Consider the following 9,550-nt stretch of genomic DNA (forward strand, 5'->3'; position numbering starts at 1 on the left):
CGCGATGTTGAGGCTGCCCAAGGGCGCGCGCGCGTCGATGTCGAGCCCGAGCCGCTTGAGTATCGCGTCGGCGTCGGCGTTCATCCTCTTCCAGTCGATTAGCCCCACGCGGCGCGGCTCGCGGCCGAGGAAGATGTTCTCGGCTACGGTGCGGAACGCGAGCAGGTTCACCTCCTGATAGACGGCGACGACGCCCGCGCCCTGTGCATCCTCGGGCGAGCGGAAGTTGACCTCGCGCCCCTCCAGCAGCACGCGCCCGCCGTCGCGGCGGTAGGCGCCCGTCATGATCTTAATCAGCGTGGACTTGCCCGCGCCGTTCTCGCCCACGAGCGCGTGCACCTCGCCGCGCCGCAGGGAAAAGTTCACCCCGTCCAGCGCGGTGGCGCCGGCGAAGCGCTTTACGATCCCCTCCATGCGGAGGACTTCGGGCGGGTCCGGCGGGATGGATGGCGGGATGGGCGGGCTGGTCATGATGGGCGAGGAAGAGAGTGCAGAGTGCGGAGTGCGGAGTGCGGAGTGGATGCGCGTCCGTGGCTCAGTCGCGAGCCGGATGCGCCGCGCTGAGTGCGGGTTGACCCCGCACTCAGCACTCAGCACGTTCCGTGATCAGTACGCCTCGGCGACGAACTGCGCGGCGTTGGCGCGGTCAAAGAAGCGGTCGGTGATCAGCTTCTTGGGCGGGATGGTTTCGCCCTTGCGCACCTGCTCGATCGTCTCGAAGGCGATGGGGCCGAAGCGCGGGTTGCTTTCCACCGTGGCGCCCAGTTCGCCGCGCTGAATGGCCTCCAGGGCGGCGCGCTGCCCGTCGATGGACACCATCTTCACGTCCGTCCCGGGATTGCGGCCCGAGGCCCGCAGCGCCTGGATGGCGCCCAGCGCCATCTCGTCGTTGTGCGCGTACACGGCGGTGATCTGGTTGCCCAGCGACTGCGCGATGTTCTGCATCACCCGCTGCCCCGTGGCGCGGGAGAACTCGCCCGTCTGCGAGGCCAGAATCTTCATCCCCGGGTGCTGCGCGATCACCTCGCGGAACCCCTTGGCGCGGTCCAGCGCCACGGACGAGCCGGGCGTGCCGGTGAGCTCCACGATCCCCGCCGTGCCGCCGGTCTCCTTGACCAGCCACTCCGCCGCGCGGCGCCCCTGGTCCACGAAGTTGCTGCCCAGGAAGGTGACGTAGTCCTCGCCCGGCTTCCCCTCCGCCTCGCGGTCCACCAGGATCACGGGGATGTTGGCGTCACGGGCGGCCTGCAGCGCCGGCGCCAGCCCCTCGAACTCGCGGGGTGCCAGAAGGATGACGTCCACGCCACGCGCGATCAGGTCTTCCACGTCCGCCACCTGCTTGGCCGTCTGGTCCTGCGCGTCGGTGACGACGATCTCGTAGCCGCGCTTCCTGGCCTCGTCGCGCAGGCTGGCCGTCTGCGCCATGCGCCAGGGGTTGTCGTGCCCCATCTGCGAAAAGCCGACGGTCCACTTGCCGTCGGCCGCCGCCTCCTTGCGGCAGCCCGCCAGAGACGCGAGGGCGAGCGCGGGCAGCACGCCCGCGCGCAGGATGGAACGGAGCCGGGGCAACGGGAGCATGGGTTGGCTGGGCAGAGTTGGGAGGGGATGGTGGTCGAGCGGACCGGGCCGGACCTGAACCGAACGCGCGGTTCAGATTGGTTCAAGACAGTACGTTTGCAGGGTGCGCGATGTCAAGCACCTTCTCTTCCATCCACCGGGACCCGCGAGCCGTCGCACCGGGATCGGGCAACTTCGTCTCTCACGGCGGTCACGGAGGCTGCACGGAGGTCACGGTACGGAGATGCTGGATGATATCGGGATTGAGCACTTGGCACTGAGCACTGAGCCCTTCTGTTCCTCTGCACTCCGCACTCGCGCCCTCCCCCCAACGTGAACCTTGACAGCCCGCACCCGCGCCTCTAACCTGAACACCATCGAACCTGTTCAGGCGAGTTCAAGCACGGTTTGCCCAAAGTTCAGGGGCACCCCCGCTCCACCGTAGTCCCCGCTCATTCCGCCCTGCCCCGCTGCCGGACGATGAAGAACAAGCAGCCGACCATCAACGACGTCGCGCGGCTCGCCGGGGTGAGCAAGGCCACCGTTTCGGCCGTGCTCAACGACACCGGCACCGTGCGCAAGTCCACCCGCGAACGGGTGCTGGCCGTCATTGAGTCGCTCAACTACCGCAAGAGTGGGCCGGACACCCGCGGGGGCGCGCAGCAGGTGCGCAGCCTGGGGCTGGTGATCAAGGAAATCGACAACCCGTACTACGGCGAAGTCGTCACCGGCGCCCGCGCCGCGGCGGAAGAAGCGGGCTACACCCTGCTGGTGATGAGCTCCGAGGGCGCGCACGCCTCCGAGCGGCGCGCGGTGGAGCTGGCCCAGGCCAAGGGCGTGGACGGGCTCATCATCACCCCCGTGCTGGACCACACGGCAGACCTGTCGCACCTGTTCGAGCTCAAGCGGCGCAACCTCCCCTTCGTCCTCCTGGAGGAAGTGCTGGGGGTGCAGGCCTCGCTGGTGGACGTGGACAACGAGAGCGCCTCGCGCAAGGCGGTGGAGTTCCTGATCAGCCAGGGGCACGCCAGTCTGGTGCACTTTGCCGGGCCGGAGTACTCCATGCACAGCCAGGAGCGTATCGACGGCGTGCGCCGCGCCTGCAGCGCGAGCCACATCATCTTTGGCGACGATGGCGTGGTGCGCGCCGGCGCCCATGCGGAAGACGGCTACCGCGCCGGGCTGGAGTTCTTCCGCAGCCGCCCCGCGGCGGAGCGGCCCACGGCCGTGACCTGCTACAACGACCTGGTTGCGCTGGGCCTGTGCCGCTCCCTGGACGAGCTGGGAATCCGCGTGCCGGACGAGGTGTCGGTGGTGGGCTTTGACGACATCCACCTGCTGGACTACCTGCCGCTGCGCCTGACCTCCGTGCGCGTCCCCAAGTTCCAGATGGGGCAGGTGGCGGCGCAGATGCTGATCCGCCACATCGAGTCGCGGGAGACGCTCCCGCCCCAGCGGCTGTACCTGGACACGGAACTGGTGGTGCGCGATTCCACCCGCGCCCTCCCCGGCTCCCCCGCGGCGTCCATCGTCCGCGTGGGGGCTGGCACCAACAGCGGCGCGGCCCGCATGGCCGCCCGCTGAACGCAGGACCCCGACCGGCTCCACCGGGCCTCGCCTCCGGCCCGTGCACCATGCCCCACCTCCCCACCCCGGCAGGCGCGCCGCCCGCGCGGCCGGACCCGTTCACCCGCTTCCCAATCGAGGGAACCCGATGAAGAACCCTGTCGTTTCCCGCGCCGGGCTCGCCGCGAGGCTGCTGCTCCGAGCGTTCGCCTTCCTGGCCCTGCTCGCGGGGCTTCCCCTGCACGCCCAGAGCGGCGGCCGCATCACCGGCCAGGTGGTGAGCGCCGCCAACGGCTCGCCGGTGGCGGACGCGCAGGTGTCCGTGGTGGGCACGCGGCTCACCGGCCGCACCGGCCCCGACGGCCGCTACACCATCAACGGCGTTCCCGCCGGCCAGTACCAGGTGCGCGCCGGGCAGATGGGCTTCGCCAGCACCGCCGTAAGCGTCACCGTGGCCGAGGGCGCCACGGCCCAGGCCGACTTCCGGCTGGGCACGCAGACTCTCATGCTGGATACCCTGGTGGCGGTGGGCTACACCACCCAGCGCCGCACCACCGTGAGCGACGCGGTAGCCGAGGTGCGCGCCGAAGACATCCAGGACCGGCAGGTGGCCACGCTCGAGGAGGCGCTGCGCGGCCGCGTGGCCGGCGTGGTGATCCAGAGCTCCGGCCAGCCCGGGCGCGAGTCGCAGGTAAACATCCGCGGGCAGAACTTCCTGAGCGGAAGCAGCCCGCTGTACGTGGTGGACGGCATGTACACCCGGCAGAACCCCAACCTGAACCCGCGCGACATCGAGTCGGTGCAGGTGCTCAAGGACGCGTCGGCCGCCGCGCAGTACGGCGCGCAGTCGGCCAACGGGGTGATCCTCATCACCACCCGCCGCGGCCGCGCGGGCGCGCCCAAGGTGGCCGTGAACTCGTACTACGGCTTCCAGGAAGTGCCCCGCCGCGTGGACCTGGTGGACGCGGCGCGCTGGTCGGAGCTCAACAACATGGCCCGCACCAACGCGGGGCTGCCGGCCGACAACACCGCCATCACCGCCAACACCAACTGGCAGGACGCGGTGTTCCAGCAGGGCGCCGTGCAGGACCACAACGTGGCCGTGTCGGGCGGGAGCGACAACGCCAACTACCTCATCGGCGGCGGCTACTTCAACCAGCAGGGCACCATCATCGACACCGACTTCGAGCGCTTCAGCTTCCGGGTGAACTCCGAGGCGCGCGGCGGGCGGTGGCGGGTGGGGCAGAACGCCACGCTGTCGCGCAGCACGCGCAACAACCTGGTGGGCTTTCCCCTGGTGGACGCGGTGCGCCTGCAGCCGGGCATTCCGGTGTACGACCCCAACAACCCCAGCGGCTACGGCTACGGCTCGGGGAACGGCGCGCTGGCCACCTTCGGCAGCAACCCGGTGGGCGCGTTTGAGCGCGAAGACAACAACGAGATCACCAACCGCGTGCTGGGCAGCGTGTTCGGCGAGTACTCGCTCACCAGCTGGCTGCGCTACCGCGTGAACCTGGGCGTGGACTACGAGGACCTGAACTACACCCGCTTCCAGCGCCAGCAGCAGATCCGGCAGAACACCGTCCCCACCTTCAACGAGGCCCGGGAGCGGCGCGACAACAACATGGTGCTGCTCATGGAGCACCTTCTGAACTTTGAGCAGACCCGCGGCGAGCACTCGCTCAGCGGCGTCACCGGCGTCACGCAGCAGACCGGGCGCTTCGAGCGGCTGGAGGCGTACCGCCGCGGCTTCGCCGACGAGGACATCACCCAGATCGACGCGGGCACCAGCAACTTCGCCAACCGCGGCTTCGAGATCCCCAGCGGCCTGGTGGGCCTGCTGCTGCGCGCCAACTACTCGTACGCCGACCGCTACCTGCTCACCGGCACCGTGCGCCGCGACGGCTCGTCGCGCTTTGGCCCGGGGAACAAGTACGGCACCTTCGTTTCCGGCTCGGCCGGCTGGGTCGTCAGCGACGAGCCGTTCTACCAGAACCTGCCCTTCCTGGGCAGCTCGGTGCCCAGCCTCAAGCTGCGCGCCAGCTACGGCTCGCTGGGCAACCAGGACATCGGCGACTTCCAGTACGCCGCGTCCATCATCAGCAACCAGAGCTACCTGTTCGGCGGCGCCATCGCTTCGGGCGCCACGCAGCTGCGCCTGGCCAACCCCGACATCCGCTGGCAGGACCAGACCCAGACCAACGTGGGGCTGGAGTTCGGCGTGCTGAACGACGCGCTGCGCGTTACGGCCGACTACTACGTCAGCAACAGCGACGGCCTGCTGGTGTCGCCCCCCATTCCGTGGAGCCTGGGCACCGGCTTCAACGACCCCACCGCGCCCCCCACCGTGAACGCCGGCAGCGTGCGCAACCGCGGCTTCGAGCTGGGCGCCGAGTGGACGGTGAACCGCGGCGACCTGCAGCTGGTGAGCAGCGCCAACATCACCACCATCAACAACGAAGTGCTGGGGCTGGGCAACGGCGGGCAGCCCATCTTTGCCGGGTTCAACAACGTGTCGCGCACGGCGGTGGGCGGCGGCATCGGCGACTTCTACCTGATCAAGACCGACGGGCTGTTCCAGAGCGACGCCGAGGTGCAGGCGCACCGCAACAAGGACGGCAAGGTCATTCAGCCCAACGCCAGGCCGGGCGACATCCGCTACGTGGACCTGAACGGCGACGGGACCATCAACGACGACGACCGCTACGTGGCCGGCAGCCCCATTCCCGACTTCGAGGGCGGCCTGTCGCTGAACGCCACGTACCGCGCCTTCAACGTGGGGCTGGCGCTGCGCGGCGCGCAGGGCGCGGAGATCTTCAACGTGGTGCGGTACTGGACGGACCGCATGGACGAGAACTCCAACTACCGCGCGGACCTGGACCCGTGGACGCCCACCAACACCAACACCCGTGACCCGCGCGCCGTGTTCGGCGCGGCCGGCGCCGACAACGCCCGGGCCAACACCGACCGCTGGCTGGAGGACGGCTCGTACCTGCGCGTTCAGAACCTAGTGGTGGGCTACCGCCTGCCGGCCAGCCTCACCAGCCGCCTGGGCGTGGCGGGCGAGGGGTCGCGCATCTACCTGAACGTGCAGAACCTGCACACGTTCAGCCGCTTCTCCAACTGGGACCCCGAGGTGCTCAACGCCGACCGCCCCATCGGCGACGGCACGCCCGACACCCGCGTGGACCCGCTGGCCCGCGGCATCGACGACGGGCGGATCTATCCCAACCCGCGCACGTTCACCCTCGGCATCGACCTGAGCCTGTGATGCGGCGGACCGGATCCCAACCCTCAACCAACGCGAGCCACCGAGCCATGACCAAGATGAACCGAATGGTTCCGGCGCTGCTCCTGGGAGCCTCCGTGCTCGCGGGGTGCGCCGACCTGACGCTGGACAACCCCAACGAGCGCACCGCGCAGACGTTCTGGCAGACGGAAGCCGACGCCACGCTGGGCGTGAACGCCGCTTACCGCGGGCTGCAGGAGAACGGCACCTACGGGCGCTGGCTGCAGTTCGCCTACGACACCCGCTCCGACATCGGCTTCAGCCGCAGCCCGTGGGGCGACCTGGCCAACTTCACCAAGTCGGTGCTGAGCAGCTACGACTTCGAGGTGAACCGCGAGATCTGGCAGCACCACTACCAGACCATCTACCGGGCCAACCAGGTCATCCAGAACGTCCCGGAGATCCAGATGAACGCCGCCACCCGCGACCGCATCGTGGGCGAGGCCAAGTTCATCCGGGCGCTGGCGTACTTCAACCTGGTGAGCCTGTACGGCAACGTGCCGCTCACCCTCACCCCCGCCGCGAGCCCCACCGAGCGGCCGGTGCAGGTGACGGCCGCCGTGGCGTGGGCGCAGATTGAAAAGGACCTCACCGAGGCGCGCGCCGCGCTCCCCGCCAGCTACGGCGGGGCCGACGCGGGGCGGGCCACCAGCGGGGCGGCGGCGGCGCTGCTGGGCCGGGCGCTGCTGCAGCAGGGCAAGTGGGCGGCGGCGGCGGCGGCGTTCGCGCCGGTGTTCCCCAACTACCAGCTGCTTCCCAACTACATCGACAACTTCACGGACGCCAACGACAACAACCGCGAAACCATCTTCGAGGTGCAGTTCGGCGGGCCGGAAGTTCTGGCGGCGGGGAGCCGCGGGCAGAACATCATCAAGATGATGGGGCCCTGCGGCGTGGGCTTCTGCGACGGCGAGCCCACCCAGTGGTACTTCGACCAGCTTTCGTCGGAGCGCACCGTGGCCAACCAGCCGGATCCCCGGCTTGACGCCACGCTGTTCTACAACCGCGCGGGCGGAATGGACGTGTACGGCACGCCCTTCGCCACCCGCTACGCCGACCGCCTGGGCGACCGCTTCTGGCGCAAGTACGGCGAGTGGTACAAGACCAGCCAGGACTGGGACAACCCCATCAACGTCAAGGTGCTGCGGCTGGGCGGCGTGCTGCTCATGCACGCGGACGCGCTCAACGAGTCCGGGCAGCCCGACGCGGCCCGCGGCTTCGTGAACCAGGTGCGTGCGCGCGCCGGGCTGGCGGGGCTTCCCGCGGGGCTCAGCCAGGCGCAGATGCGCGACCGCATCGAGGCGGAGATCCTCAAGGAGATGGGGCTGGAGAACGAGCGCTTCCTGTGGCTCAAGCGGCACGGGTGGCTCACGGACCCGGCGCGGATCAACGTGCTCAAGACGCACGACCCGGACTTCAACCTGTTTGAGCCGTTCCGGGCCCTGCTTCCCATCCCGTCGACGGAAACCAACCTGAACAAGGACAACGTCACGCAGAACCCGGGCTGGTGATCGTTTCGGGAATCTGCGGATGAAGCAGACGCGAACGGCCGCTCCGGCGGCCGTTCGTGCGTTCGGATGCTCCGTCAACCCCGTCTCTCACGGAGGGCACGGAGGCCGCACGGAGGTCACGGAACGGCAACAGATGGGACTTCGGCGAAGGCGCCGAGGCGGCGAAGGAGTACCCGTGCCTCCGTGTCTCTGTCGTAAATGGCGATTCGTGTGTTTATTCGTTCCGGGCCGCCGCTGGGGAGGGTGGCCCTGCTCCCGACCAGCCGAGGGATTTTCGTGCAGAAAGTGACCGTACAGCGCTCCCCGTTCGGCCGCCTTGCGGACGGCGCGCAGGTGGACGCGTTCACCCTGGAACTCGCCGGCGCCGCGCGGGTGCGGGTGAGCGCGTACGGCGGTGCCGTGCTGTCCATCCTCGTGCCGGACCGCGATGGCCGCATGGGCGACGTGGTGCTGGGCTTCGACACGCTGGACGGGTACGTGGCGGACGACTCGTACCAGGGCGCGCTCATCGGCCGCTCCGGCAACCGCATCGCGCGGGGGCGCTTCGCCCTGGACGGCCACGAGTACTCGCTGCGGATCAACAACGGCCCCAACCACCTGCACGGCGGCCCCGAGGGCTTTCACAAGCGTCTGTGGGACGCGGAGGAGGTGCGGACGGCGGAAGGCGCCGGCGTGCGGCTGCGCCTCACCAGCCCGGACGGAGACCAGGGCTACCCCGGCACCGTCGACGCCACCGTCACCTACCTGCTGACGGAGCAGGGCGCGCTGCGGGTGGAGTACGACGCGGTGACGGATGCGCCCACGCCGGTGAACCTCACCCAGCACACGTACTGGAACCTGTCCGCCGATCCGCGCCGCGACATCCTGGGCCACCGCCTGCGGCTTGACGCGGACCGCATCACCCCGGTGGATGCGGAACTGATCCCCACGGGCGAACTGATGCCCGTCGCCGGCACCCCGTTCGACTTCGCCGCGCCCCAGTCCATCGGCGCGCGGGTGGACGGGGACGATGAGCAGCTTCGCCACGCGGGGGGCTACGACCACAACTTCGTGCTGCGGGGCGCCGGGGGTGGGCTGGCGATGGCCGCGCGCGTGCACGAGCCGGAAAGCGGCCGCGTGCTGGAGGTGCACACCACCCAGCCCGGCATTCAGTTCTACTCCGGCAACTTCCTGGACGGCAGCATCGTGGGAAAGCAGGGGATCGCGTACGGGCGCCGCACGGGCCTGTGCCTGGAGCCGCAGGGCTTTCCCGACGCGCCCAACCATCCCGGCTTCCCCTCCACCATCCTGCGCCCCGGCGAGCGCTACTCCTCCCTGATCGTCTACCGCTTCGCCGTCGAATGATATCTGCAGAAGGCGGATGCCGGGGATGAACCGGAGGACCGATCCCTCCTGTCCTCCGTGACCTCCGTGAAACTCCGTGACCTCCGTGAGAGACGCGGTTGTCTGTTCCGGATCTCCGTGCCGTCATCCGAGCCCGCGGCCCGACCAGGACCCAGCCGGCCGCGCGAACGAAACAAGCGGGGGCGCACGACCGAAGTCGCGCGCCCCCGCTTCTCGAATGCAGGCCGAAGCGGGAGGATCACACCTCCATGACCTCGGCTTCCTTGCTCTTCACCATCTCTTC

6 protein-coding genes are annotated in these 9,550 nt (G+C 69.5%); 4 read left to right on the top strand and 2 right to left on the bottom strand.

The annotated features are described in order from the left end of the window. Nucleotides 1-414, bottom strand: a 414-nt coding sequence (locus VF665_RS16135) for an ATP-binding cassette domain-containing protein (protein ID WP_331054470.1), incomplete at its 3' end; no start/stop codon positions are given. A 192-nt stretch (nt 415-606) separates the two neighbouring features. Then, a complete protein-coding gene (locus VF665_RS16140; protein WP_331054471.1) occupies nt 607-1,578 on the bottom strand; it encodes an ABC transporter substrate-binding protein in 972 nt (323 codons plus the stop codon). 459 nt (nt 1,579-2,037) lie between these two features. Between VF665_RS16140 and VF665_RS16145 the strand changes: the two genes are divergently transcribed. From VF665_RS16145 to VF665_RS16160, 4 genes are all read left to right on the top strand, one after another. Then, nucleotides 2,038-3,141 carry a LacI family DNA-binding transcriptional regulator gene (locus VF665_RS16145; RefSeq protein ID WP_331054472.1) on the top strand — a complete coding sequence of 368 codons (1,104 nt, stop codon included), beginning with the start codon at nt 2,038-2,040 and terminating at the stop codon, nt 3,139-3,141. A gap of 130 nt (nt 3,142-3,271) precedes the next feature. Beyond that, the gene (locus tag VF665_RS16150; protein WP_331054473.1) at nt 3,272-6,394 is read left to right on the top strand and encodes a TonB-dependent receptor; all 3,123 of its coding nucleotides are present in this window, start codon (nt 3,272-3,274) and stop codon (nt 6,392-6,394) included. Between the two features lie 56 nt (nt 6,395-6,450). Next, nucleotides 6,451-7,923, top strand: coding sequence for a RagB/SusD family nutrient uptake outer membrane protein (locus tag VF665_RS16155; protein ID WP_331054474.1), 1,473 nt, complete (start codon nt 6,451-6,453; stop codon nt 7,921-7,923). Between the two features lie 276 nt (nt 7,924-8,199). Beyond that, nucleotides 8,200-9,267 (top strand): aldose epimerase family protein, encoded by a 1,068-nt coding sequence (locus VF665_RS16160; protein WP_331054475.1) that lies wholly within the window; start codon nt 8,200-8,202, stop codon nt 9,265-9,267. Nucleotides 9,268-9,550: the final 283 nt, after the last annotated feature.

Origin of the sequence: Longimicrobium sp., from assembly GCF_036387355.1 — a bacterium.
Taxonomy (GTDB): domain Bacteria; phylum Gemmatimonadota; class Gemmatimonadetes; order Longimicrobiales; family Longimicrobiaceae; genus Longimicrobium.

Coding starts and splice junctions, on each gene's coding strand:
- VF665_RS16140 (WP_331054471.1), bottom strand. CDS start 1,578: ATGCTCCCGTTGCCCCGGCTCCGTTCCATCCTGCGCGCGGGCGTGCTG.
- VF665_RS16145 (WP_331054472.1), top strand. CDS start 2,038: ATGAAGAACAAGCAGCCGACCATCAACGACGTCGCGCGGCTCGCCGGG.
- VF665_RS16150 (WP_331054473.1), top strand. CDS start 3,272: ATGAAGAACCCTGTCGTTTCCCGCGCCGGGCTCGCCGCGAGGCTGCTG.
- VF665_RS16155 (WP_331054474.1), top strand. CDS start 6,451: ATGAACCGAATGGTTCCGGCGCTGCTCCTGGGAGCCTCCGTGCTCGCG.